Origin of the sequence: Streptomyces sp. NPDC051018, from assembly GCF_044456085.1 — a bacterium.
Lineage (GTDB): Bacteria > Actinomycetota > Actinomycetes > Streptomycetales > Streptomycetaceae > Streptomyces.
Genome location: NZ_JBITFN010000023.1, coordinates 80,225 through 103,012, shown reverse-complemented (window position 1 = coordinate 103,012; position 22,788 = coordinate 80,225). Strand labels below are relative to the sequence as shown.

Below are 22,788 nucleotides of genomic sequence, written 5' to 3'. Positions count from 1 at the left end.
GGGCGTCGGTCTCAGACCTCCAGCTCGGCCTCGATCTTCTTCAGCTGGTGGCGGGCCATCGCCAGGTTGGCACGGTTCTTGTCCAGCGCCAGGTAGAGGAAGAGACCGTCGGTCCCGCGGCCCCGGAGCAGCCGGATCAGGTGGTACTGAGACCCGAGGGTGATCAGGATGTCCTCGATGCCGTCCTTGAGCCCCAGCTGCTCCATGGTGCGCACCTTGGCGCGTACCACGTCGGTGTTGCCCGCGGCGGCCACCGTCAGATCGAGGTCCTTGCCACCGCCGATGGTGCCGAGGGCCATACCGCTGGTGTAGTCGACGAGTGCCGCTCCCAGGGCGCCCTCGATCGAGGTCGTCGCTTCCTTGAGGGCGGTTTCGGTGTTGGCCATGAGAGGCGTACTTCCCTTCCTGCTGCGTGTTCTGTTGCGTGAGGGTCTGGTGGTGCGTGTGGGGGTGGCGTTCATGGGTCAGGAGAGCTCCGGGCGCTCCAGGACGCCGTCGACGAGTTCGCCGATACGGGCGCCCGAGCGGCGGGCCTCCAGATGGAGCCGGCCCACGTTGACCCGTGGTCCGGCGAGGAGGGTGAGGACGGCGGCGGAGCCCGCCGCGTAGGTCGCGACATAGCCGTGGTCGCCCCGGACCAGCAGTTCGCGGAACCTGCCCTGTCCGGTGGCCTCCGTGAGACGTGCGGAGACGCCGAGCGCGGCGGCGGTGAGCGCGGCGACGCCCTCCGCGTCACCGCTGTCGGCCGCGAGCACCAGACCGTCCGTACTCGCGGCGAGGGCGCCGGTCAGCTGCGGCATCCGCAGCCGGAGCCGCTTCAGCTCGGCGAGTACGTCCTCCTCTGCCGTCATGAGCTGTCTCCTCTCGGCGCGCAGCCTCAGTGCGCGCCTCATGAGGTGCGGACCGTGCTGCGAACGGTGTGGTGGTGGGCGGGGCGGGCCGTCACAGGGGTGCCTCCAGTGCGTCGCGGATCCGGCGGAGCAGCGCGGTGTCCGGGGCGGCGGTCGGCCCGAGCCCCAGGGGCCCGAGCCCCGGGAAGTCCCCGAGCCCCGGGAACTCCGTGCCACCGGTCCGGCCGCCTCCGCCGGGTCCGGGGCCTCCGCCGGGTCCCGGGCCGGGGACGGTGTCGGCGCGGTCCCCCGGTGATCCCTCGGCCCGCCGGGTGGCGTACGGGCCTGGTGGGCCTTGCTCGACGGGTGCGGGGGCGAAGGCCGCCGGTGTGCCCGGGTGCGTGCTGCCGTGGGTCGGGGCGCCGCTGGGTGCGGTGCTGCCCGGGGGCGGGGCGATGGCCGCGGGGGCGCCCGGTGCCGGGGTGCCCGTGGTCGGGCCGTCAGGGATCGTGCTGCCGTCGAGGTGGCCGGGTGTTCCGGGGGCTACAGGCGCTCCGGGTGTTCCCAGGACCACAGGTGCCGCGGGTGCTACTGGGGCGCGGTGGGTTCCCGGGCCCGGGCCCGCGCCCGGGGTGACGGTGCCGGGTCCGGGACCGCCCGTTCCCGGGGAGCCGGGTGCCCGGCCGGGTGCGCGGTGGGCTCCCGGCCCTCCGTGCCGGCCGCCTGAGCGCCGCTCGCCCGCGCCCTGGCCTCCGGACGGCGGGGCCACGGCCGGTCCGGGCAGGGCGTGGCGCGGTGCCCCGGAGCCTCCGGGGGCGCCGGACGTGCCGACAGGGTTGCCGGGGGCGGCCGTGCCGGGGCCGGCGGAGGGGAGCGGCGCGGGCGCCGTCCTGAAGCGCGGGGGACCCTGGGGACAGGGCGCCGACGGGGTCCCGATCAGGCCCTCCGCGGCCAGCCGCCGGACCTCGATCAGGGTGTTGAACGCGGGCCGCCCCAGCTCCCGCGCGATCGCCGCCGGAGTCCGTACGCCGTCGGCCAGCGCCAGCAGCGACCGGCGGACGGGGCTGAGCGCCTGACCCGCACGGTGCGGGCGTACGGCCACGGGCGCCGAGTCGACCGACGGGTGCGGCCAGACCGAGTGCAGCAGCCGCCCCCGCCGCAGCGCCTCGCGCTCGACCGATCTGGTCGGCACCGGACGGACCCGGCCCAGCCAGTGGTGGACCCCGTAGCGGAACCGGGTCGGCCCCGTGGCCGGAGCCAGCGCGAAGTAGGCCGCGTCGTACAGCGCGGCGAGATGGCAGATCTCCAGCTCGCCGCCCGCGACCTGGCCGCTGTCGACGAGATAGCGGGCGACCTCGTTGCGCGCGCCCGCGTGCGCGATCGCGTCCTCCCAGCGGTCCGGCCGCAGCCTGCCGCTCGCCATGAGCAGGACATCGAGCCCGGGGGCGGCGGGGGCCTCGGCGTGCACGACCTGGCCGTCCGCCAGATACAGCGCGCCGTGGTCCCGTATCAGCACTCCTGTGGCCCGCTCGTCCGCGAGCCGTACGAGCATCGGCGATATGACGGTGCTCATGCCAGCACCAGCCTCTCGGCGAGGCTCTGCATCCGCAGCCGCGCGAGCGCCAGATTGCCGAGGTCCCGGTCCAGCCACAGATGCAGGAACACACTGCTGTCGAAGGCCGTCTCCACAAAGCGGATCAGGTGGTAGCAGGTACGGGTGGTCACGATGAAGTCCTCGACCAGGGGGCCTTCGTGCCCGGGGGCCGGACCGCCGGCCGCCGGTCCGCCACCGTTCGGGGCGGAGCCGGCGGCACCGGTGGCGAAACGACCCGGGTCCATCGAAGCGGAATCAGCCGTGGCGACCCCGGCCATACCGTTCGGGGGCAGGCCCGCGCCGGTCCCAACGGCATCCGCACCCCGGCCCGACCCGGTCCGAGCCGTGCCGACCTGACCGGCACCGATCGGACCGGGCCCGGGCCGACCGGCGTCGACCGCACTGCCGTCCGGCTGAAACGGAATCCCCGCACCGGATCCCGGGGGTGACTCGGGGCCGCCCGGAGCCCTCGGGGTCAGCAGCGCGAACGCCGCGTACTCGGTGGCGACCCGGGCCAGTTCGGCGGTCTCCGCCGCCGTGGTCTCGTGGTCCCCGCCCGGTGTCTCGCCGATGGTGCCGAGCGCGAGGCCGCTGACCCAGTCCACGATGGACGCCCCGCGCGCGCCCGGCACCAGCATGGCTTCCAGCAGACACTCGTCGATTCCGGGCACGCCGACTCCCTTCTCCGCCCTGGACGTTCCGCGCGCGGTCGCGCGGACGCTGTGACGGAAAGGTTACGCAACGTTGCCGCCGTTGTGGGAACTTGTGGCATTTTCCACAGGAACTTGCCACAGGCCAGGTAGGGTTCGCGCGCCAAGGATCCGATCCGGCCGGGCCGCGGCCCCTGCGATCGGCTCCAATGGCGTGCGGACGCAGCGTATCTGACCAGCCGTGATGTCACCGGCCGGACCCCGGGAAACCGGATGTATAGACCATTCGGAACGTGTTCCGGCCGGGCTCCTCCGGCCCTCCTCCTGCCGTCCGGCGGACCGTCGTCGGGGAGTCCGGGGAGTCCGGGGAGTCCGGGGGAGGGCCGCCCCCTACACCAGTGCGTCCCGGTTCTCGCCGCCCGACTCGGTGACGATCTCCGTCACGCTCTGCGGAGCCCGTACCGGCGCGAACCGCACCCCCTCGCCGCCGTCCCCGCCGGTGTACCCGTACACCCCCGGCCGGGGCAGGCTGTTGTACCCGTAGTGGTTCGAGAAGTAGTACGCCCCCGTGTCCAGCACCGCCACCACATCGCCCGGCTCCAGCGGCGGCAGCTCCCGGGCCTCCGCCAGCAGGTCGCCCGCGAAGCACGCCGGACCCGCGATGTCCTGCGCCACCGGCGCGCCCTTCCTCGGCACCCCGGCGGAGTCGTAGGCGGCGATCCGCAGCGGCCAGGAGACCGGGTCGTAGACGGTACGGGTCGCCACCTGCACACCCGCGTGGGTGACCGCGATCGGCCGCGACCCCGAGACCTTGGTGTACTCGACCCTCGCCAGGATCAGCCCGTTCTTGGCGAGCAGCGCCCGCCCGAACTCCGTGACCAGCCCGTAGCGCCCGTCCAGCAGTCCCGGGACCCGCTCCTTCAGCAGTGCGGCGTACGCGGCGAACGTCGGGATCTCCTCGTCGGACGAGAAGTTGACCGGCAGCCCGCCCCCGATGTCGACGGTGTCGATCTGCTGCCGCCCGGCCGCCGCGTTGATCTCCTCGGCGAGCGCGTACACCTCCCGTACGCCCTCCATCATCCGCGTCAGCGCGATGCCCTGCGAGCCCGAGTGGGTGTGCAGCCGGGTCAGCCAGGGCCGGTCCAGATACATCCGCACCACCGCCTCCCGCGCGCCCTCGTCGCGCAGCGCCACCCCGAACTTGGAGGTCGCCGTGGCCGTGGACAGCGCGCCGATGGAACCCCCGCCGATCTGCGGATTGACCCGCAGCCCGAGGGGCGAGCCGGTGCGCGGTGCTCCGTTGGAGCCGTTGGAGTCTGTAGCCCCGGTAGCCCCGGTGGAGTCTGTGGCCCCGGCGGCCCCGGTGTGCGACGCGGACACGAGCGCGTCCAGCCGTGCCAGCTCCTGCGGGTTGTCCGCGTTGACGGCGATCCCGAGCGCCAGGGCCTCCCGCAGCTCGCCGGGGGTCTTCGCCGGGGAGTCCAGGACCGTACGCCCGGGCGCGATCCCGGCGGCCCGCGCGAGGGCCAGCTCGCCGGGGCTCGCGACCTCGGCGCCGATGCCCTCGGCGTTCAGCAGCGCCAGTACGGGCACCAGGGGCGCCGCCTTCACCGCGAAGGCGTGCAGCACGGGCGCGTCCGTCACGGCGGCGAACGCGGCCCGCAGCGAGGCCGCCGACGCCCGGATCCCGGCCACGTCCAGAAGGGCGGCGACCGGTTGCTCCTCCGTGAGAAGTCCCTGCTCAACAGCTGCGCGTACGGCCTCATTGCGGCGTTCCACAGTCATGTGTGCCAGCCAATCATCCCGGCCCGGCCGGGCGCGACCTGTTGACTGGGGCTATTCATTTCATCAGGCTATGAATGAATCCAGTCACCGGGAGGCATCGCCATGTCAGGACCCCGCCCCGTCCGGGCGCCGCGCGGTAGTGCACTGAACACCTTGGGCTGGCAGCAGGAGGCCGCCCTGAGGATGCTCCAGAACAATCTGGACCCCGAGGTCGCCGAGCACCCCGACCAGCTCGTCGTCTACGGCGGCACCGGCAAGGCGGCCCGCGACTGGCGCTCCTTCGACGCGATGGTGCGCACCCTGCGGACCCTGGAGCGGGACGAGACGATGCTCGTCCAGTCCGGCCGCCCGGTCGGGGTGATGCGGACCCACGAGTGGGCCCCGCGCGTCCTCATCGCCAACTCCAATCTCGTCGGCGACTGGGCGAACTGGGAGGAGTTCCGCCGCCTCGAAGCCCTCGGCCTGACCATGTACGGGCAGATGACGGCCGGTTCCTGGATCTACATCGGCACCCAGGGCATCCTCCAGGGCACCTACGAGACCTTCGCCGCCGTCGCCGCCAAGCGGTTCGGCGGCACCCTCGCCGGGACGATCACCCTGACCGCCGGACTCGGCGGCATGGGCGGTGCCCAGCCGCTCGCCGTCACCATGAACGACGGTGTCGCGATCTGTGTCGACTGCGATCCGCGCGCCATCGACCGCCGGATCGAGCACCGCTATCTGGACGTACGGGCCGACTCGCCCCGGCACGCGCTCCAGCTCGCCACCGAGGCCCGGGACGCCCGCCGCCCGCTGTCCATCGGCGTCCTCGGCAACGCGGCCGAGCTGCTGCCGGAGCTGCTGGCAGCCGGTGCCCCCATCGACATCGTCACCGACCAGACCTCGGCGCACGACCCCCTCGCGTACCTCCCCGCCGGAGTCGACTTCGCCGACATGGCGTCGTACGCCGCCGAGAAGCCCGCCGACTTCACCCGGCGGGCGAGGGAGTCCATGGCCCGCCATGTGGAGGCCATGGTGGGCTTCCAGGACGCGGGCGCCGAGGTCTTCGACTACGGCAACTCCATCCGGGGCGAGGCGCGGCTCGCGGGATACGAGCGGGCGTTCGCCTTCCCCGGTTTCGTCCCCGCCTACATCCGGCCCCTCTTCTGCGAGGGCCGGGGCCCCTTCCGCTGGTCCGCGCTCTCCGGCGAGGCGTCCGACATCGCGAAGACCGACCGCGCGATCCTGGAACTGTTCCCCGAGAACGAGTCCCTGCGCCGCTGGATCACCCTGGCGGGCGAGCGCGTCCGCTTCCAGGGCCTGCCCGCCCGTATCTGCTGGCTCGGCTACGGCGAGCGCGACCGCGCGGGCGAGCGCTTCAACGACATGGTCGCGAGCGGGGAACTGGCCGCGCCCCTCGCCATCGGCCGCGACCACCTCGACTGCGGCTCGGTCGCCTCCCCGTACCGCGAGACCGAGGCGATGCTCGACGGCTCCGACGCCATCGCCGACTGGCCCCTCCTCAACGCCATGGTCAATGTCGCCTCCGGCGCGTCCTGGGTCTCCATTCACCACGGCGGCGGCGTCGGCATGGGCCGCTCGATCCACGCGGGCCAGGTGACGGTCGCCGACGGTACGGCTCTGGCGGGGGAGAAGATCCGCCGGGTGCTGACCAACGACCCCGGGATGGGGGTCATCCGCCATGTGGACGCGGGGTACGACCGCGCGGAGTCCATGGCCGTGGACAAGGGTGTTCGCGTGCCGATGCGGGAGGGATCATGACCTCCGCGCCCGGCGGCGGGCCCGTGGGCCCACCCGGGGAGCCCGGGCGGGGCGCCGAGGGCCGTGGCGGGAAGGCGGTCGGCCCGGGCGACGGGCGTACGGGGACCCCGGGCGACGGGCTGCCCGGGACGCCTCACGGCGCCCCGGTCGCGGGCGGACCTGCGGGAGTTCCCGAGGCGGTCGCGGGCGGACCGGCCGATGCCCCCGGGGCCGGGGGACGGACCGGGGCCCCTGGGGCGGGCGCGGGTGGACCCACCGGTGTCCCCGGCGCGGGTGGACCCACCGGTGGGCCCCGCGCCGAGGGACCGGCCCCGGTCTCCGGGGCCGGGGGACCCGCCGGGGTCCGCCGGGGCGGCGGACCGGCCCCGGCCCCCGGCACCCGCGGTCCGTCGTTCCAGACCATGTGGCGGGAGCTGGCCGCCATCGGGCGAGAGACGAGCACCGGCGGCTACCGCCGTTACGCCTGGACCGCCGCCGACACCGACTGCCGTTCCTGGTTCCGCGACCAGGCAGGCGCCCGCGGCCTCTCCCACGAGACCGACCGCAACGGCAACCAGTGGGCCTGGCTCGGGGACCCGGCCGCCGGGGACGCCGTCGTCACCGGGTCCCACCTCGACTCCGTCCCCGACGGCGGTGCCTTCGACGGCCCCCTCGGCGTCGTCTCCGCCTTCGCCGCGCTCGACGAACTCCGCAGCAGAGGCGCCGAGTTCACCCGGCCCCTCGGGATCGTCAACTTCGGCGACGAGGAGGGCGCCCGCTTCGGGCTCGCCTGCGTCGGCTCCCGTCTGACCTCCGGACAGCTGACCAGGGAGAAGGCGTACGCACTCACCGACGCCGACGGCATCACCCTCCCGGGAGCCATGGAGGCCGCCGGTCACGACCCCGGCGCCATCGGCCCGGATCCCGGGCGCCTCGCCCGTATCGGCGCGTTCGTCGAGCTGCACGTCGAACAGGGACGCGCGCTCGACCTGTCCGGCGACCGGGTCGGGATCGCCTCCGCGATCTGGCCGCACGGACGCTGGCGGTTCGACTTCCGCGGTGAGGCCAACCACGCCGGCACCACCCGCCTCGCCGACCGCCGCGACCCCATGCCCGCCTACGCGGAGACCGTCCTCGCCGCCCGCCGAGCGGCGGAACTCGCGGGCGCGGTGGCCACCTTCGGCAAGATCGCCGTCGAACCGAACGGCGTGAACGCCATCCCCTCCCTCGTCCGCGCCTGGCTCGACTCCCGCGCCGCCGACCGGGCCACACTGGACACGGTCGTCGCCGAGATCGAGCGGGCCGCCCGGGACCGCGCCCGGAGCGACGGCGTCGACCTCAGCGTCGTACGGGAGTCCTTCACCCCGGTCGTCGAGTTCGGGCACGCCCTGCGCGACGAGCTGAACCGGCTCCTCGGGGGCCGCGTCCCCGTCCTCGCCACCGGCGCGGGACACGACGCCGGGATCCTGTCCGCCGCCGTCCCGACCGCCATGCTGTTCGTACGCAACCCCACCGGCGTCTCCCACTCCCCGGCCGAGTTCGCGGCCGAGGACGACTGCGCCGCCGGGGTGCTCGCACTCGCCGACGTACTGGAGGGCCTGGCATGCCGGTGACACCGGCCGCATCCTCGACACCCCAGTCCGCACCCACGGCACCGGCGACATCCACGGCACCCCAGTCCGCACCCACGACGGCACAGTCGGCATCCACGGCACCGGCGGTGACCTACTGGGCGGAACACGCCTGGCTGGAGACCCGTGCCGAGCCGGGCGTCACCCTGGAGGTACGGGCCGACGGCCGGATCGGGGCCGTCCGCTCGGAGACCGCCACCCCGCCCCCGGGCGCCGAGATCCTGCGCGGCCTCACGATCCCCGGCCTCGCCAACACCCACTCGCACGCCTTCCACCGGGCGCTGCGGGGCACCGCGCAGGTCGGCACCGGCACCTTCTGGACCTGGCGGGAGGTGATGTACCGGGTCGCGTCCCGGCTGACCCCGGAGTCGTACCACGCGCTCGCCCGCGCCGTATACGCCGAGATGGCGCTCGCGGGCATCACCGCGGTGGGGGAGTTCCACTATCTCCACCACGGCCCCGGCGGCACCCCGTACGCCGACCCCAACGCCATAGGCGAGGCGCTCCTCGCGGCCGCCGCCGACGCCGGGATCCGGATCACCCTCCTCGACACCGTCTACCTCCACGGCGGCCTTACCCGCGACGGCCACCAGCCCCTGGCGGGCCCTCAGCTCCGCTTCGGCGACGGCTCGGCGGACGCCTGGTACGAACGCTGGTCCCGGCTGAAGCCGAGGGGGGACGCGCGGTGGGACGCCGGGATCGGCGCGGCGGTCCACTCCGTACGCGCCTTCGCGCCGGCGGACGGGTACGAGGAGTTCGCGGCCCGTACGGACGGGGTGCCCGTCCATGTCCACGTCTCCGAGCAGCCCGCCGAGAACGAGGCGTGCCTTGCCGTCCACGGCTGTACGCCGACGGCGCTCCTCGCCCGGTCCGGCTTCTGGAAGCCGACGACCACGGCCGTCCACGCCACCCACCTGACCGGCGAGGACATCCGGGTCCTCGGCGCGTCCGGCGCCGGTGTCTGTATGTGCCCCACGACCGAACGCGACCTCGCCGACGGCATCGGCCCCGCCGCGGACCTCCAGCGTGCGGGCTCCCCGCTCTCCCTCGGCAGCGACAGCCACGCCGTGATCGACCTCCTGGAGGAGGCCCGGGCCCTCGAACTCGACGAACGCCTGCGCATCCGCACCCGTGGCCACTGGACGGCCGCCGCCCTGCTGCGTGCCGCCACCGCCGCCGGGCACGCCTCCCTCGGACGCCCCGACGCGGGACGCCTGGAGCCCGGTGCGCTCGCCGACTTCACCACGGTCGCCCTCGACTCCGTACGCACCGCCGGGCCGGTCCCGAGGCTCGCCCCCGAGGCGGTGGTCTTCGCGGCCACGGGCGCGGATGTGCGGGAGGTGGTGGTCGGGGGGCGGCGGATCGTCCGCTCGGGCGTTCATGAGCTGGTGCCGGATGTGGCGGGGGAGCTGGCGTCGACGATTGCGGGGGTGATGTCGTGAGGGGCCCGGGCCCTTCCGGGGCTCCGCCCCGGACCCGGCGCCTCAATCGCCGGCGGGGCTGGGTTGCTGGGGCCCGGCGTCCTGTTTTGTGCGCTCAGGGTCCGTGCCGGGGTGCCGACCGCTTTCCCGGGGCTCCGCCCCGGACCCGGCGCCTCAAACGCCGGCGGGGCTGGGTTGCTTCGGCCCGGCGCCCGATCGTCGGCGGGGCTGGAGTGCTTTGGCCCGGCGTCTTGAACGCCGGGGAGGCTGGGTTGCTCCGGTCCGGTGCCTCAGTTGTTGGCGGGGTTGGGTTGCTCCGGTCCGGCGCCTCGTTCGTCGGCGGGGCTGGGTTGCTCCGGCCCGGTGCCTCAGTTGTTGGCGGGGCAGGGGCTCGAAGGCCGGTGGGGCAGGCCCCGTCGATGCACGGTGGGGAGGGAAAATCAGCCCGTCCGGCGATTGAGGACAGGCCTGGAGGGCGGACGAGGCCGCAAAAGGAGAGGCCCTGGGGCTTCGAGGCCCGGGTGGACCGGGGGAGGAGCGTCCTCACCTCTCAGCCTCGCCGGTGAGGGAAGCCCCGGCCCGGGAAACTCAGCCTCGCCGGCGATTGAGGCGCCGGGCCGGGACAGGGCCCCGGTCGCGGGAAGGGGCGGGGTGGGGGAAAACAACCACTGACAGGAAGCCATGAGCACCAGCATCCTCATCACCAACATCGGCACGCTCGTCACCAACGTGCCCGGCCTCGGCGACTCCTCGCCCCTCGGCCTCCTCGCCGAGGCCGCCGTCGTCGTCGAGGGCGAGCGGATCGCCTGGACCGGCCGGGCGGAGGGGGCTCCGGACGCGGACGAGAGGTACGACGTCGGGGGGAGCGCCGTCGTCCCCGGGTTCGTCGACTCCCACTCCCACCTCGTGTTCGCGGGCGACCGTACGCAGGAGTTCAACGCCCGGATGTCCGGCCGCCCCTACCAGGCCGGCGGCATCCGTACGACGGTCCGGGCCACCCGCGCCGCGAGTGACGAGCAGCTGGAGGCGAACCTCACGCGCTATCTCGCGGAGGCGCTCCGCCAGGGCACCACGACCTTCGAGACCAAGTCGGGCTACGGGCTCACCACCCACGACGAGGCACGCGCGCTCCGGATCGCCGCCCGGCACACCGAGGAGGTGACCTATCTCGGCGCGCACATCGTGCCCCCGGAGTACGCGGACGACCCGGCCGCCTACGTGGAGCTGGTGACCGGCGGGATGCTCGACGCCTGCGCCCCCCACGCCCGGTGGGTGGACGTCTTCTGCGAGCGGGGCGCCTTCGACGGCGACCAGGCCCGCGCGATCCTCACCGCCGGGAAGGCCCGGGGCCTCGTCCCCCGCGTCCACGCCAACCAGCTCGGCCCCGGCCCCGGCGTCCGGCTCGCCGTCGAACTCGACGCGGCCAGCGCCGACCACTGCACGCACCTCGACCCCGGGGACATCGACGCCCTCGCGAGCGGGAACACCGTCGCCACGCTGCTCCCGGGCGCGGAGTTCTCCACCCGCGCCCCCTGGCCGGACGCCCGGCGGCTGCTGGACGCGGGGGTGACCGTCGCGCTGTCCACGGACTGCAACCCGGGGTCGTCGTTCACCTCCTCGATGCCGTTCTGTATCGCCCTCGCCGTACGGGACATGGGCATGACCCCCGACGAAGCCCTCTGGTCGGCCACGGCGGGCGGCGCGGCGGCGCTGCGACGCACCGACATCGGCCGCGTCGCCCCCGGCGCCCGCGCCGATCTCGCCGTACTGGACGCACCCAGCCATGTCCATCTCGCGTACCGGCCCGGAGTCCCGCTGGTGCGGGACGTCTGGCGCCGGGGAAGCAGGCTCCGGGCCCGGTGACTGGAGGCGCCGCTGCCGGGCGGGATGCGGAGGCCGTCGGCCCGTCGGGCCCGGTGCGCCCGGTGGACCCGTCGGGCCTGGTGGGCCCGGTGCCCCCGGTGGGCCTCAGGGTCCGCTCAGGCCCCCGGTCCCGGCCTCACCGGCAGTACCTGCACGCTGTTCCCCACGAAGCTCGCATGCCGGGGCAGCTCCGCCTCCGGGACCGCCAGATCCAGGTCCGGGAAGCGGGTGAACAGCCGCTCCAGGGCGATCGTCGCCTCCATACGGGCCAGGGGCGCGCCCAGACAGTAGTGCGCGCCGTGCCCGAGCGAGAGATGACGGCCCGGCGACGCCCGGCGCACATCGAAGCGGTCCGCGTCCGGGCCGTGGGCGGCCGGGTCGCGCCCGGCGGCCGAGTAGCCCGCGAGAACCGGCGTCCCCCGGGGGATCACCGTCCCGTCGATCGTGAGATCCCGGATGGGGTAGCGGAACGGGAAGTAGCTCACCGGGCTGTCCCAGCGCAGAGTCTCCTCCACCGCGTCCGCCCATGACGCCCCGCCGGAGCGGATCAGTTCGAGCTGCTCGCGGTGCGCGCAGAGCGCCCGTACGGCGTTGGTGATCAGATTCAGCGTGGTCTCGTGGCCCGCCACCACGAACAGCATCAGCGTGCCGATCAGCTCCGCCTCGCTCAGCCCCTCACCGTCCTCCCGCGCGGCGATCAGCGCACTGGCCAGATCGTCCCCCGGGCTCTCCCGGCGGACCGCCACGATTCCGGCGAGCGTGGCGGCCATGTCACGGGTCGTCGCGATCGCCTGCTCGGGCGTGACCGTGGTGCTGACCGCCAGGTCCGACAGCTCGTGCAGCCGGTCATGAGCCGCCTCGTCCACCCCGAACAGCTCACAGATCACACTCAGCGGCAGCGGCAGCGCGAAGTGCGCCCGGAGATCGGCGATCCCGCCGCCCGCCTCCGCCGCCGCGTCCAGCCGGTCCAGCAGCCGGGCCGTCAGCGCCTCGATCCCGGGCCGCAGCCCCTCCACCCGCCGGGCCGTGAACGCCTTGCTCACCAGGGAGCGCAGCCTCCGGTGCTCGTCACCGTCACTGGTCAGCATCCCGGGCAGGACGGCGAAGTTCATCAGCGACCACCCCTCGGGTATCCGGCCCTCCCGGAGCGCCGCGAAGTGCCCCGGGCTCTTGGAGACCTCGGGGTGCGCGAGGAACTCCTTCAGCGCCTCATGCCCCAGCACGGCCATCCCGGGCACCTCGTCGGGCAGGACGACCTCGGCGGCGGAGCCCTCGGCGAGCAGCCGGGCGTTGGCCGCGTGGGGACAGCCACCGTGGGCGTCCATCCGGTGCGGCGGGGTGACGTGTGCAGCGCTCACGCGGGCTCTCCTGACGGGCCGACGGACGGGGACCGGTGCCGTGTCCTGTGACACCGTCAATTCTCCGTGCCCACCGGCTGGTTGAGCCAGAGCGCGCTCACGCCCCGCCGTGCTGGTGCTGCTCCGGCAGCCGGCTTTCCGGGTGCGCCCAGACCATCACATTGGGCAGCCCTTCCCGCGCGAAGAAGTCGACGACCTCCCGGTCCGAGTGGCGCAGACTGAAGTGGGTCAGCACGAACAGCGTCTCCGGATGTGCCTCGACGAACGGCCGCAGCAGGCTCCAGACCGTGTGCCCGACCCGTTCGGCCCGGTCCAGCTCGCTGTCGTAGAGGAACGTGCACTCCGTGATGACCACCGGGTACGTCAGCAGCCAGGGATTCCGCTCGAAGACCCGCACATGGGTGTCACCGAGGAAGGCGAACAGCGGCTTGTGCACCTCCTGTTCGACCTCCGCCCCCTCCTTGCGCCGCCCCGCCACGATCCGCCCGAACTCCCCGCCCCGCCCCTCGGACACCAGCGACCGGCGCAGCTCCTCGTACTCCGGCCGCAGCGCCTTCCCCGTCTCGGACACCGCGTATCCGACACACGGCACCTTGTGCTCGCACTCCACCACCCGCACCCGGTGCCCCCGCCGCCCGAACCGGAACTCGTCCCCCTGCCCGACCCCGTGCAGCCGGTGGCCCCCCGCGAGCCCGGGGTCGTATCCCGCGCCGTGGTTCAGCTCCCCGGAGGCGCGGAGGAAGGACTCCGCGTACGGCACCGCCGCCGCCGGCAGATAGATCTCGGTCCCCGCCCGCGCGGCCAGGAAGTCCAGGTCCCTCACATGGTCGTGATGGGTGTGCGTGAGCAGTACGGTGTCCACCTGCCGCCCCTCGCACAGCCCCGCGTCGAGGCCGCACCGCAGCTCGGGGATGTGGAAGAACGTCTTGTCGTTGGCCCGTGAATAGCCGGTGAGGGTGAATTCGGTCCCCGGTATCCGCCAGGTCTTCCACTGACGGAACGGGTGCCCCCGGTCGAGCCGTTCGGGGTGGGCCGGATATCGCTGGGGCTCCTGGGTCATGGCGGCCGAGCGTAGTGCGGCCGATTCCCATCACGCCGCGAATTTCCTCGCGGCTGCCCCCGGTTGAGCCGCCCCGGTACTCTGCGGCCATGACGGGGCAGGGCCGCACCGACCACCGACCACCGGCCGGCGGACTGCCCCCAGCCGTGCCCCCGCCGCCCGCTGGTGCGGTGACGGGGGCGTTGATGGGCGGCCGTCAGACAGCGGTGTTCTTGGCGTACGTGAGAAGTCCGGCGAAGGCGCTGGGCGTCAGGCTCAGGATGGGGCCCGACGTGTCCTTACTGTCCCGGACGGCGATGACGTCGATGGCGGCGGCAACCTCTACGCAGTCGCCGCCGTTAGACCCGCTGTGACGGCTCTTGACCCAGGGCCCTACGGCATGTCCAGGGGCTACCTCTACGCAGTCGCCCCCGTTGGGCCCGCTATAGCTGCTTTTGATCCAGGGTTCGACGGCGTAACCGGCGGCTACTTCTACGCAGTCGCCCCCGTTGTCGCCGCTGTGGCTGCTTTTGATCCAGGTTGCCGTGCTGAGGCTGTTGTCCATGCTCGGGTCGCCTTTCCAGGCGGTGGGCTAGACGGTGGTGTTCTTGGCGTAGGTGACGAGTCCCGCGAAGGCGCTGGGCGCTAGGTGCAGAGTGGGACCGGTCGGGTTCTTGCTGTCACGTACGGGGACGACGTCGGCGTATCCGGGGGCGATTTCTATGCAGTTGCCGCCGTTGTCTCCGCTGTAGCTGCTCTTGCTCCACGTCGCCGCGCTGAGCTCGTGTTCCATAGCCCGAAAACCCTTCCATGAAGTCGCCGATCAGAGCGGCAGATTCACGGGCGGACAAGGCGTCCGCTCTGAGCACATCATAGGTCTGGGAGTGTCGGGCGTAGATGGTCGGATCGTCGCTGAAGTGCCCTCGGTCCAGCGACTCCGAGTAGACCCACTGGTGCCCGTCAGGCAGCGTGATCAGCGACATGGAGGTGTTGGGGCGAATCAGGGACTGGCTGGCGGGGGCAACCTGGATACGGATGTTCGGGCGTCTTCCCATGGCCAATAGGTGGGCGTACTGGTCTTGCATCACGGTCACGTCGACGATGACGTTCCGGAGCGCGCTCTCGTCCAGCACCACTATCAGCAGGGGACCATCCGGGTCCAAGAAGCGTTGTTGTCGGTTGAGTCGAGCTGAAACTCTTTCCTCAGCGTGGTGGCTGCTCAACACTCGTGAGAAGAGAGCCTGGGCGTAACGCTCTGTTTGCAACAGCCCAGGCACGACCTGGGTTTGGAACTCACGCAGAGCGGTCGCCTCCGCATCCATAGCCGCCCTCCTCCGGAACCAGTCCGGGTGCTCGGCCGGCGAGTACCAGTCCACGCGGGCCCACAATCGGGCCAGCATTCCTCCGGTCTCCAGCAGCTCATCGCAGCGGGCCACGAACGGTTGCTGAGGGACACGCGCGCCCGCCTCGATCTTCGCGACCAGGGAGCGGTCGCAGGGGATCTGGCTTGCGAGCTTGTCCTGGGAGAGGTGGGCCCGGTCGCGGTGTTCCCGTAAAAGCTCGCCGAACAGGGCGGCGGATGTGGTGGCGCCGGTCTTCTCGCCGGGATGGTCGGTGCGTCGTCCCATGGCCTTCTCCTTGTGACAGTCCGTCGTTGGCACGCTCTCTGATCTGTTGAAAGTAACGGCGAGCCACCAAGCTTGAACTCCCAAGACCGTTGCATTTCACCTGATCTGATTAAGGATCAGATGATTCCGGTTAATTTGAGGTGCTCTGTTCACCTTCCGGCAGTCTGAAGAGGAGCGCGGACATGTCGAACCGCACGACCCGCACATACGAGGGGCCGGTCGCCGGTCCGACGGCGGTGGGCGGATGAACGGCGAGTGTGGTGGCGATGTGGTGGTGTCGCGCTGGAGCGGGCATCCGGGCTGTGTCGGGCGGGCCCGTGCGCAGTTGCGCAAGGCGCTGGCGGGCTGGGGCCTTACGGCCGTGGAGGACTCGGCGCTGCTGGTGCTGTCGGAGCTGCTGACCAATGCCGTGTGCCACACGTACACCGCGCCGGAGCGCGAGATCGAGACGCGCTGTACGCGCTCGTCCGGCGGGCTGCGGATCGAGGTCGTGGACGCGGGAGAGGGGCGGCCCGTGCCGGGCGCGCCCGAGGCGGACGCGACCGGCGGGCGGGGGCTGTGGCTCGTGGACGCGCTGGCGGACCGGTGGGGCGTGACCGAACGGGAAGGGCCCGGCAAGGTCGTCTGGGCCGAGCTGTCGGTCGTACCGGACACCGGCTTACGAGGAAAGGGCGCGGCGGAGGTCAGCAGCCGGGCGGACGTGCCGACATGAACGCCGCCGCGCTCACCGGCGGACCGCCGGAACCGCTCACCGCCGACTGTGCCCACTGCGGTCGCCCCACCACCGCCCCCATCCCCCTCCGCTGGATAGAACGCTCACTCCACTACGCCTGCCCCACCTGCGCCCCCACGCTCACCCACGGCCCCACCCCGGACGAACACCCGGCTGTCAGTGGCGTGGTGCAGGATCGGTGAAGGGCTCGGCGGTACTCGGGACCGGTGGCCCCGGGATCAGCGGTAACCGGGCCCTTCCATAGAAACGGGGATTCACCATGGCGATCAGCAACCAGCAGGTGGCGGGGCGGGCGTTTCTTCAGCCGCTGTACGAGGACCCGTACTTTCCGGATCACGTCCTCGACAAGGGCCGGGCGATCCTGCTCAGGCTGTGCGAGCGCATCGAGGCGGAGCGGCCGCCGGATCTGGCGGCGCTGTATGTGCTCACCGAGGGGGCGACCGAGGAGTTCAACCGGCTGGAGGCCGAGTTCGAGGCGGCGGGCAGTGAGATCGAGACCGTCGCGCGCGAGGAGATCGCCGAGGACTTCTGGTTCGTGGCGACGGCCTACGGATTCCCGGACGCGGACGTGGAGAAGCTGATCGCCGCCCGGGACTGGTGAACCGGGGACCCCGCGCGGGGCGCCCGGGACACTCCGCGCACGACCCCGGACGGCGCCCCCCCGCGCGGGGCTCAGCGGTTGCCCGGGGCCCGTTCCTCCGAGCCGTGGGGCAGCAGCGGTTCCCCGAAGCGGACGGGAAGTGCCGCCAGGCCCTTGGTCCACGGGGACGTGATCCATGCCAGGTCCGACTCCGGTACCGCCAGTTCCATATCGGGCAGCCGGTGGCGGATGGTGTCCACGGCGGTACGGGTGATCAGCCGGGCCGGGTCCTGCGCGGGGCAGGTGTGCGGGCCGGCGCCGAAGGCCAGATGGGAACGGTTGCCGATCACCGGCGCCCCGTCGGCGGGCAGGATCTCGGGGTCCTGGTTGGCCGCCGCCAGGCCGAGCAGCAGCATGTCCCCGGCGCGGACGCGCTGGCCGCCGAACACCAGATCCCGGGTGGCGTACCGCGCGGGGAAGTTCTGGGTCGGCGGGTCGCGCCACAGCACCAGGTCGAGCGCGTCGTCCACGGTGAGGTGCCCCCGGGTGAGGGACGAGCGGAAGGCCGGGTCGCACAGCAGGACGCGCAGGGTGGTGGCGATCCAGTTCACGGTGGTCTGCTGGCCCGCGACGAACATCACCACCAGGTTGTGCAGCACTTCCTCGTCGGTGAGTCCCGCCGGGTGGTTCAGCAGGGAGGAGGTGATGTCCTCGCCGGGCCGGCGGCGCTTCTCCTTGATGAGGGCCGTCAGGAGGGCGTCCATCCGTTTGCCCGCGTTCACGGAGTCCGCGTTGGCGGCGACCACGCCCGCGATCCCCTGCACCAGCTGCTGCCCGGTCCGGTCGTCGAGACCGAGAAGCCCGATGATCACCTGGAGCGGCAGCTTGCGCGCGTAGTGCGGTACGAGATCGGCCTCGCGCCGGTCGGCGAAGGAGGCGATCAGGGCCTCGGCCATCGCCCGTACGCTGCGGCGCAGTTCATGGCCGTTGATCCGGGCGATCGCGTCGGACACGGCGGTACGCATCCGGCGGTGCTGCTGGCCGTCCGTGAACAGCAGCGCGGGCCGCCAGCCCACCATCGGCATGATGGGCGACTCCGGCGGCACCCGGCCCTCGCGCAGCAGGGTCCAGCGGCGCGGGTCGTGCGAGAAGTCCTGCTCCTCACGGGTGAGCCGCAGCAGCTCGCTGTGACCGAGCACCAGCCAGGCCCCGATGCCCGGCGCGATGGTCACCGGGGCCACCGGGCCGTACTCGCGGCGCAGTTCCTCGTAGAACGCGGGCAGGGAGTCGCCGTCGAGGTCCGGACCGTAGAGCGCGGGGGCGGTGGGACCGCGCCCGGCACCCGCCGTGCTGGGCCGGGGCCCCGGCTGAAGTCCGGGCTGGAGACCGGAGGCGAGACCTGAGGGGGGACCGGAATGGGCCGGGGAGTGCGCGGGGGAGTGCTGTGTGGGTACGGAGTGCTGCCGGGAGTTCATGAACGCTCCGTCGCTGGGTGGAGGCCCTCGTGGGCGTCGTCGATGAGATGGCGCAGCAGGGCGATCAGCGCCCGCACCGAGGAGCGCAGGTCCCGGGCGTCGCAGGAGACGATCGGGGTGCCGGGCAGCAGATCGAGGGCGCCGCGCAGTTCGGCCTCCGAGTGCCGGGGGCTGCCCGGGAACGCGTTGACGGCGACGGCGAACGGCAGCCCCAGGTCCTCCAGATTGCCGATGGCGTCGAAGGAGGCGCCCAGGTCACGGGTGTCGACGAGCGCCAGCGCGCCCAGGGAGCCCCGCGCCAGGTCCCGCCACGCGGGCAGGAACCGCTGCTGGCCCGGGGTACCGAACAGATAGAGCACCAGGGCGCCGTCGATGGTCAGCCGGCCGAAGTCGAGGGCGACGGTGGTGGTCGTCTTGCCGGCGTGGACCCGGGTGTCCACCTGGGCGCCCGCCTGGGTCATGACCGCCTCGGTGGACAGCGGCTTGATCTCCGAGACGGTGCCGATCAGCGTGGTCTTGCCGACCCCGAGCGGGCCGACGATCAGGATCTTGGCCGCGCCCGCGACCGTGCCGGCGACGTACTTGCCGTGCTGGGGGCCCGCGCCGCGAGACGCGGAGGCGCCGGGACCCTGTGGGGGGAGGGTGCCCGGGTGTCCCGACGCCCGGGCATGGGCGTCAGAGACGGCTTTCGAGGCCATGGAGAACCTTTCTCAGCATGGTCACATCGGCTCGATCGGCCGGTGAGATGGGGGGACGTATCACGATCAGACCCCACTGGACGAGGTCCGACAGCAACACCTGCACCACCGAGGGCGGCTGGCCGAGATGGGCGGCCACCTCGGCGACCGACAGCAGACCCTGGCAATGACGCAGGATCATGTGATGCTCCGGCTGGAGGGACGCGGGGAAGGCGGCGTCCGTGGCCATCACGAGGGTCTCCCACGACAACGGCTCGGCGCCGGTGTCGGAGCGGCCCCCGGTGATCACGTACGGCCTGACCGCGGAGGTGGTCCGGTTCTCCGGACGGTCCGTCATGACGGACCGGTCACCGGATCCCTCGGCCGGCTGCCCAGGTGGGCTCCTATCCTGGCCACCAGCAGCTGCATCTGCTGGGCGACCAGGCCGACATCGGCGTCGGGGCCCGTGGCGACCCCGAGATGGGCGCCCACCCCGGCGTGGGTGAAGAGCACGAAGCCGTGCTCCGACTCCAGCATCAGCTGGCGGACCCCGGCGCCCGAGCCGTACACCAGCGAGGCGGTGGACCGGGCCGTCATGTTCATCGCGGCACAGGCGGCGGCGAGGGACTCGGCCTCGCCGACGCTGAGCGCGGCGACCGGGCCGGTGAGCCGTTCCGCGGAGGCGTGCCCGAGACGCAGCCCGTCCTCGGACACGACGACGGCATGGCGTACCCCCGGGATCTCGGTCAGGGGGCGGAGCATCCAGCCCAGGTCGGGAAGTCTCGTAATGGTCCCGGTCACGGCCGGCCTCCCTGATACGTCTCGGGTGCGGTGGTCTGGGGCTGGGGCGTGCTGTCGTCCGCCGCGGCCGCGCGGCCCCGGCGCGTGCCGGAGACCACACTGGCGACCGAGGCCCCCGCGGCCTCCGGCGTCCAGGCGGGCCGGTCGGGCAGCGGGGGCGCGGGCGGCTGCGGCTGGAGCGCCTGCTGGGCCGCCGCCTCGACGGCGGCACCACGCCGGCTGCGCCTGCGGGGCAGCGCGTCACGGGTGTCGGACCGCCCCTGCGCCGCCGTGGCCTGGTGGGCGGACGGGTGCGGGGCGGCGGGCGCGGGTGAGGGCTGTGCGGTGTCCGAGCGGTACCCGCCGGCCGACTGGTAGGCGGGCCCGTACGGTACGGGGCTGTGCTCTCCGGAGCCGCGGGATCCGTGGGATTCCCGGGGTCCGTGGCGGCCACCGTCGTCGTCCGGTGCCCCGCTCTCATAGATGGCGGGGGTGCGCGCCCCGGAGCCCTGGGAGCCCTCGGCCCCGGCCCGCCGCGCCCCGGTTCCGTATGCCTCGGGGGTCCCGGTGCGGTGCGTCTCCGGGGTTCCGGTTCCGTGTGTGCCCGTGTCGTACGGGCCGGTGGGTCCGGTCGTCCCCGGCCTTGTGTCGTACGGCCCGGTGGTCCCGGTCCCGGGCACCCGGGTCCGGTACGTCTCCGGGTTCGCGGTTCCGCCTGTGCCTGTGTCGTACGGTCCCGTCGTCCTGGTGCCGTACGCCTCGGGGGTCCCGGTGCGGTACGTCTCGGGGGTTCCGGTTCCGTGTGTGCCCGTGTCGTACGGGCCGGTCGTCCGGGTCGCGCCCGCCCCTGTGTCGTACGGGCCGCTGGTCCCGGCTCCCCGGGCACGGGCGGTGTGGGCGCCCGAGTCGTACGGCTCGGGTCCGCGACCGTGGGCGGGCCCCGGACCGGGAACGGACCCGGATCCCGAGCCGGACGATCCCGTACCCGTACCCGATCCCGTGCCCCCCTCGACGCCGGAAGACGGGCTGCCATAGGACCCGGTGCCACGTGGCCCGGGGCCCGTACCCGCAGCCGTACCGGTGGCGTACGGGTCGGCCGGGTACGGACCCGGCACCCGCGCGGCCGTGCCATGGGCGCTCCGATACGCGCCCGTCGTCCAGTCGTGGTCCCGCAACCGCGCTCGCAGCCGTTCCCGCTGCGGGGGCACGGTGTTCTCGTCCGTGCCATGCCCGGGGTGCCCGGGGTGCCCGGGGTGTCCGGGGTGCGACTCGTGCGTACCGCGCCTCCCCTGCGTCTCGTGTGTCTCGCGCGGCTCGGGGAAGTGGGACAGCGGCTCGGTCAGCAGCCGGTACGGCACGAAGGTCACCGCCCGGGTCCCGCCGTACGCCGACGCGCCGGTCAGCTCGACACCGAAGCCCAGCTCACGGGTCCAGCGCCCGACACAGGCGAGGCCGAGCCGGGGCACCGCGCCCAGATTCGCCAGGTCCAGGTCGTCACGGAGCCGGGCCGTCGCCTGCTGCATCACATCGGGCGGCATGCCGAGGCCCGCGTCGTCGATCTCCACGACCGCCCCCGCGCCCACCTCGCGGACGGTGACCACGACCTGGGTGCTGGAGGGGGAGAACACCGTCGCGTTCTCCAGCAGCTCCGCGAGGGTGTGCATCAGGCCCTCCACCGCGGGCGGCACCACGAACAGCGTCTGGCCGCCGTGGATCTCGACCCGGGTGAACTCCACGATCCGGGACTGGGCCCCGCGCACGCAGTCGTACAGCGACACCGGCCGGGACTCCCGGCGGGCGGGCCAGACCCCGCACATGACCAGCAGGGTCTGGGCCTTGCGGGTCATCTGGGCCGCCGCGTGGTCGGCCTTCATCACCTCGGCCATCAGGCGCGGATCCTCGATGATCTGCTCCACCGAGTCGAGCACCTGCTGCTGGACCGTCGCCATGGCGTGCATATTGCGGGCGACGGTCTCGAAGGCGGCCTGTACGGAGTCGCGCAGGGCGCGCTCCCGGCGTACGGCCTCGTCCGCGCCGAGCGCCTCGATCACGGCGTCCAGCGCTCCGGCGAACTCCTCACCGATGTCGGCGGCCGGAGAGAGAGGGCCCGGGACGCCGTCCAGCCGCTGTCCCGCGCGCAGCCGCTCGGAGATCGCGGGCAGCCGCACGGACGCGAGATGGGCCACTTCGGCGCCCCGGGCGTCGGCGGTCACCAGGCCGGCCCGATAGCGGGCGCGCCGGCTGCGCAGCAGCCTCAACAACAAGAGCGTCCAGGAGAGGGCCAGCACCGCGACGGCCGCGCACGCGCCGGCGAGGATCTGCCGCCACTCACCCGGGGCGTACAGCGCCGTTGCCCCGCCCGCCGCGCCGACGGCCAGCAGGGTCAGCAGGGGCCACCAGACCGGGGCACGGCCGCTCGCGCGGCTCACGACACGGCTCCCGCTGCTCGGTTCCGCCCCGCCGGTCCGAACGCTCCGGGCGGTCCGGACGGACCGGGCGGCGCGCACACGGCCACCGCGACCGGCGCACTCCCGGCCACGGGAACAGGCACGGAGGCAGCCCGGGGCACAGGCGCCGATACGGCCCCCGGGAAGAGCGCGGGTACGGACACCGGTACATGCATGGCCACGGCCACCGGAACAGGCTCGGAAGAGGAAGAGACAGAGGAGACGGAAGAGACAGAGGAGACGAACGGCGGGGACATCGCACAGGCGTCAGACGGTCCCGGCCTGTTCGGTTTGTCACTTTTGAGAATCAGGTCACGGCGAAACACGGCTGTACGGACCAGGATCACTGCAGACTGAGTCCTTCCAGGACACGTCGGCTCCCGCAGGGGGACGGGGGCAATCAGAATCCTACGATCAACAGGGCCTGTTCGAATATCAGTTGGCCAACTCGGGTCAAGATCGGACCTTACGTCTCATCCAGAACTTAGGTATCACACGTATCGTGTTTCCCAAGTCTTCACAGGTCCGTCACAGGATGGCCGGGCCGGCCGCCCTGG

General features: G+C 73.0%; 20 protein-coding genes and 2 pseudogenes. 6 read left to right on the top strand and 16 right to left on the bottom strand.

Annotation, left to right across the window (positions count from 1 at the left end):
• Nucleotides 1-11 precede the first annotated feature (11 nt).
• The 6 genes and pseudogenes from ACIBCM_RS29915 to ACIBCM_RS29890 form a co-directional block, all read right to left on the bottom strand.
• Nucleotides 12-386 (bottom strand): hypothetical protein, encoded by a 375-nt coding sequence (locus ACIBCM_RS29915; protein ID WP_399248594.1) that lies wholly within the window; start codon nt 384-386, stop codon nt 12-14.
• 78 nt (nt 387-464) lie between these two features.
• Nucleotides 465-851 (bottom strand): roadblock/LC7 domain-containing protein, encoded by a 387-nt coding sequence (locus tag ACIBCM_RS29910; protein ID WP_399248592.1) that lies wholly within the window; start codon nt 849-851, stop codon nt 465-467.
• Nucleotides 852-942: 91 nt separating this feature from the next.
• On the bottom strand, nt 943-2,403 hold the full coding sequence (locus ACIBCM_RS29905; protein ID WP_399248590.1) for a hypothetical protein: 1,461 nt from the start codon (nt 2,401-2,403) through the stop codon (nt 943-945).
• A pseudogene (locus ACIBCM_RS29900) lies at nt 2,400-2,594 on the bottom strand (hypothetical protein); the annotation flags it as partial. The gene ACIBCM_RS29905 and the pseudogene ACIBCM_RS29900, both read right to left, overlap by 4 nt.
• 270 nt (nt 2,595-2,864) lie before the next feature.
• Nucleotides 2,865-3,095 (bottom strand): annotated as a pseudogene (locus tag ACIBCM_RS29895) (hypothetical protein); the annotation flags it as partial.
• Between the two features lie 369 nt (nt 3,096-3,464).
• Complete coding sequence (locus ACIBCM_RS29890; RefSeq protein WP_399248588.1) at nt 3,465-4,859, bottom strand: diaminopimelate decarboxylase; 1,395 nt, start codon at nt 4,857-4,859, stop codon at nt 3,465-3,467.
• Between the two features lie 102 nt (nt 4,860-4,961).
• Between ACIBCM_RS29890 and hutU the strand changes: the two genes are divergently transcribed.
• The 4 genes from hutU to hutI all read left to right on the top strand — a co-directional run bounded on the left by hutU (nt 4,962) and on the right by hutI (nt 11,514).
• Nucleotides 4,962-6,620: a urocanate hydratase gene (hutU, locus tag ACIBCM_RS29885; RefSeq protein WP_399248586.1), complete on the top strand. Its 1,659-nt coding sequence runs from the start codon at nt 4,962-4,964 to the stop codon at nt 6,618-6,620.
• Between the two features lie 401 nt (nt 6,621-7,021).
• Nucleotides 7,022-8,212 carry an allantoate amidohydrolase gene (locus tag ACIBCM_RS29880; protein WP_399248584.1) on the top strand — a complete coding sequence of 397 codons (1,191 nt, stop codon included), beginning with the start codon at nt 7,022-7,024 and terminating at the stop codon, nt 8,210-8,212.
• Nucleotides 8,203-9,672, top strand: coding sequence for a formimidoylglutamate deiminase (locus tag ACIBCM_RS29875; RefSeq protein ID WP_399248582.1), 1,470 nt, complete (start codon nt 8,203-8,205; stop codon nt 9,670-9,672). Before ACIBCM_RS29880 ends, ACIBCM_RS29875 begins: the two co-directional genes overlap by 10 nt.
• A 660-nt stretch (nt 9,673-10,332) precedes the next feature.
• Nucleotides 10,333-11,514, top strand: coding sequence for an imidazolonepropionase (gene hutI, locus ACIBCM_RS29870; RefSeq protein ID WP_399248580.1), 1,182 nt, complete (start codon nt 10,333-10,335; stop codon nt 11,512-11,514).
• Nucleotides 11,515-11,630: 116 nt separating this feature from the next.
• Here hutI and ACIBCM_RS29865 read toward each other — a convergent pair whose 3' ends face one another.
• From ACIBCM_RS29865 to ACIBCM_RS29845, 5 genes are all read right to left on the bottom strand, one after another.
• Nucleotides 11,631-12,839 (bottom strand): cytochrome P450, encoded by a 1,209-nt coding sequence (locus ACIBCM_RS29865; protein ID WP_399248650.1) that lies wholly within the window; start codon nt 12,837-12,839, stop codon nt 11,631-11,633.
• Nucleotides 12,840-12,969: 130 nt separating this feature from the next.
• The gene (locus ACIBCM_RS29860; protein WP_399248578.1) at nt 12,970-13,932 is read right to left on the bottom strand and encodes an MBL fold metallo-hydrolase; all 963 of its coding nucleotides are present in this window, start codon (nt 13,930-13,932) and stop codon (nt 12,970-12,972) included.
• Nucleotides 13,933-14,128: 196 nt separating this feature from the next.
• Nucleotides 14,129-14,476 carry a DUF397 domain-containing protein gene (locus ACIBCM_RS29855; RefSeq protein ID WP_399248576.1) on the bottom strand — a complete coding sequence of 116 codons (348 nt, stop codon included), beginning with the start codon at nt 14,474-14,476 and terminating at the stop codon, nt 14,129-14,131.
• A gap of 27 nt (nt 14,477-14,503) precedes the next feature.
• The gene (locus ACIBCM_RS29850) at nt 14,504-14,629 is read right to left on the bottom strand and encodes a DUF397 domain-containing protein (protein ID WP_399248648.1); all 126 of its coding nucleotides are present in this window, start codon (nt 14,627-14,629) and stop codon (nt 14,504-14,506) included.
• On the bottom strand, nt 14,592-15,539 hold the full coding sequence (locus ACIBCM_RS29845) for a Scr1 family TA system antitoxin-like transcriptional regulator (protein ID WP_399248574.1): 948 nt from the start codon (nt 15,537-15,539) through the stop codon (nt 14,592-14,594). The genes ACIBCM_RS29850 and ACIBCM_RS29845 overlap by 38 nt, the downstream gene beginning before the upstream one ends.
• A 244-nt stretch (nt 15,540-15,783) precedes the next feature.
• On the opposite strand from ACIBCM_RS29845, the gene ACIBCM_RS29840 reads away from it, so the two are divergent.
• The gene (locus ACIBCM_RS29840) at nt 15,784-16,251 is read left to right on the top strand and encodes an ATP-binding protein (protein ID WP_399248573.1); all 468 of its coding nucleotides are present in this window, start codon (nt 15,784-15,786) and stop codon (nt 16,249-16,251) included.
• Nucleotides 16,252-16,531: 280 nt separating this feature from the next.
• Nucleotides 16,532-16,873: a DUF5713 family protein gene (locus tag ACIBCM_RS29835; protein ID WP_399248571.1), complete on the top strand. Its 342-nt coding sequence runs from the start codon at nt 16,532-16,534 to the stop codon at nt 16,871-16,873.
• Between the two features lie 71 nt (nt 16,874-16,944).
• Here ACIBCM_RS29835 and ACIBCM_RS29830 read toward each other — a convergent pair whose 3' ends face one another.
• From ACIBCM_RS29830 to ACIBCM_RS29810, 5 genes are read right to left on the bottom strand one after another with little or no spacing between them, the layout of a single operon-like run.
• The gene (locus ACIBCM_RS29830) at nt 16,945-18,327 is read right to left on the bottom strand and encodes a cytochrome P450 (protein ID WP_399248569.1); all 1,383 of its coding nucleotides are present in this window, start codon (nt 18,325-18,327) and stop codon (nt 16,945-16,947) included.
• Nucleotides 18,324-19,025, bottom strand: a complete 702-nt coding sequence (locus ACIBCM_RS29825) for a GTP-binding protein (protein WP_399248567.1) — start codon at nt 19,023-19,025, stop codon at nt 18,324-18,326. The genes ACIBCM_RS29830 and ACIBCM_RS29825 overlap by 4 nt, the downstream gene beginning before the upstream one ends.
• Complete coding sequence (locus ACIBCM_RS29820; protein WP_399248565.1) at nt 19,003-19,362, bottom strand: DUF742 domain-containing protein; 360 nt, start codon at nt 19,360-19,362, stop codon at nt 19,003-19,005. The genes ACIBCM_RS29825 and ACIBCM_RS29820 overlap by 23 nt, the downstream gene beginning before the upstream one ends.
• Nucleotides 19,359-19,805 carry a roadblock/LC7 domain-containing protein gene (locus tag ACIBCM_RS29815; RefSeq protein ID WP_399248563.1) on the bottom strand — a complete coding sequence of 149 codons (447 nt, stop codon included), beginning with the start codon at nt 19,803-19,805 and terminating at the stop codon, nt 19,359-19,361. The genes ACIBCM_RS29820 and ACIBCM_RS29815 overlap by 4 nt, the downstream gene beginning before the upstream one ends.
• Nucleotides 19,802-22,213 (bottom strand): ATP-binding protein, encoded by a 2,412-nt coding sequence (locus ACIBCM_RS29810; protein ID WP_399248561.1) that lies wholly within the window; start codon nt 22,211-22,213, stop codon nt 19,802-19,804. The genes ACIBCM_RS29815 and ACIBCM_RS29810 overlap by 4 nt, the downstream gene beginning before the upstream one ends.
• Between the last annotated feature and the right edge of the window lie 575 nt (nt 22,214-22,788).

Coding starts and splice junctions, on each gene's coding strand:
- ACIBCM_RS29835 (WP_399248571.1), top strand. CDS start 16,532: ATGGCGATCAGCAACCAGCAGGTGGCGGGGCGGGCGTTTCTTCAGCCG.
- ACIBCM_RS29840 (WP_399248573.1), top strand. CDS start 15,784: ATGAACGGCGAGTGTGGTGGCGATGTGGTGGTGTCGCGCTGGAGCGGG.
- ACIBCM_RS29880 (WP_399248584.1), top strand. CDS start 7,022: ATGTGGCGGGAGCTGGCCGCCATCGGGCGAGAGACGAGCACCGGCGGC.
- ACIBCM_RS29820 (WP_399248565.1), bottom strand. CDS start 19,362: ATGACGGACCGTCCGGAGAACCGGACCACCTCCGCGGTCAGGCCGTAC.
- ACIBCM_RS29910 (WP_399248592.1), bottom strand. CDS start 851: ATGACGGCAGAGGAGGACGTACTCGCCGAGCTGAAGCGGCTCCGGCTG.
- ACIBCM_RS29830 (WP_399248569.1), bottom strand. CDS start 18,327: ATGAACTCCCGGCAGCACTCCGTACCCACACAGCACTCCCCCGCGCAC.
- ACIBCM_RS29890 (WP_399248588.1), bottom strand. CDS start 4,859: ATGACTGTGGAACGCCGCAATGAGGCCGTACGCGCAGCTGTTGAGCAG.
- ACIBCM_RS29855 (WP_399248576.1), bottom strand. CDS start 14,476: ATGGACAACAGCCTCAGCACGGCAACCTGGATCAAAAGCAGCCACAGC.
- ACIBCM_RS29905 (WP_399248590.1), bottom strand. CDS start 2,403: ATGAGCACCGTCATATCGCCGATGCTCGTACGGCTCGCGGACGAGCGG.
- ACIBCM_RS29865 (WP_399248650.1), bottom strand. CDS start 12,839: ATGGACGCCCACGGTGGCTGTCCCCACGCGGCCAACGCCCGGCTGCTC.
- ACIBCM_RS29825 (WP_399248567.1), bottom strand. CDS start 19,025: ATGGCCTCGAAAGCCGTCTCTGACGCCCATGCCCGGGCGTCGGGACAC.
- ACIBCM_RS29875 (WP_399248582.1), top strand. CDS start 8,203: ATGCCGGTGACACCGGCCGCATCCTCGACACCCCAGTCCGCACCCACG.
- ACIBCM_RS29845 (WP_399248574.1), bottom strand. CDS start 15,539: ATGGGACGACGCACCGACCATCCCGGCGAGAAGACCGGCGCCACCACA.
- hutI (WP_399248580.1), top strand. CDS start 10,333: ATGAGCACCAGCATCCTCATCACCAACATCGGCACGCTCGTCACCAAC.
- ACIBCM_RS29860 (WP_399248578.1), bottom strand. CDS start 13,932: ATGACCCAGGAGCCCCAGCGATATCCGGCCCACCCCGAACGGCTCGAC.
- hutU (WP_399248586.1), top strand. CDS start 4,962: ATGTCAGGACCCCGCCCCGTCCGGGCGCCGCGCGGTAGTGCACTGAAC.
- ACIBCM_RS29915 (WP_399248594.1), bottom strand. CDS start 386: ATGGCCAACACCGAAACCGCCCTCAAGGAAGCGACGACCTCGATCGAG.